Origin of the sequence: Ostreibacterium oceani, assembly GCF_009362845.1 — a bacterium.
Classification (GTDB): Bacteria; Pseudomonadota; Gammaproteobacteria; order Cardiobacteriales; family Ostreibacteriaceae; genus Ostreibacterium; species Ostreibacterium oceani.
Window position 1 is genome coordinate 1 of record NZ_WHNW01000034.1, and the last position, 319, is coordinate 319.

At 37.3% G+C, this 319-nt stretch carries 1 protein-coding gene; it reads right to left on the reverse strand.

From position 1 onward, the window contains the following. A partial coding sequence (locus tag GCU85_RS10500; protein ID WP_218110680.1) for a phage integrase central domain-containing protein occupies positions 1-319 on the reverse strand: 319 nt, incomplete at both ends.

Consider the following 319-nt stretch of genomic DNA (forward strand, 5'->3'; position numbering starts at 1 on the left):
AAGGGTCATTAGCACACGCCCCATTCATGATTCCATGTCTAAATACTTGACTCATTATTCCTTTGCATCGTTTAGCCGTTTCGTAAAGCCCCTTGTTTTCAATCCCCTTTAGAAAATCAAGAATGGATTTACTTGATATGTCGTTGATATTGCAATCAGCGAATTTAGGGTAAATGTAGTTATCTAATCTCGATTGAAAGCCATATTGTGTTTTCTGCGTAAGATTAGTTTTAGTAGCTAAACAAGCAGTAGCCCAATGCTTAAAACTATTCTTGTCTAGGTGCTTTTCACTTTCTTGCTGGATATGGTTTTGTGGGTC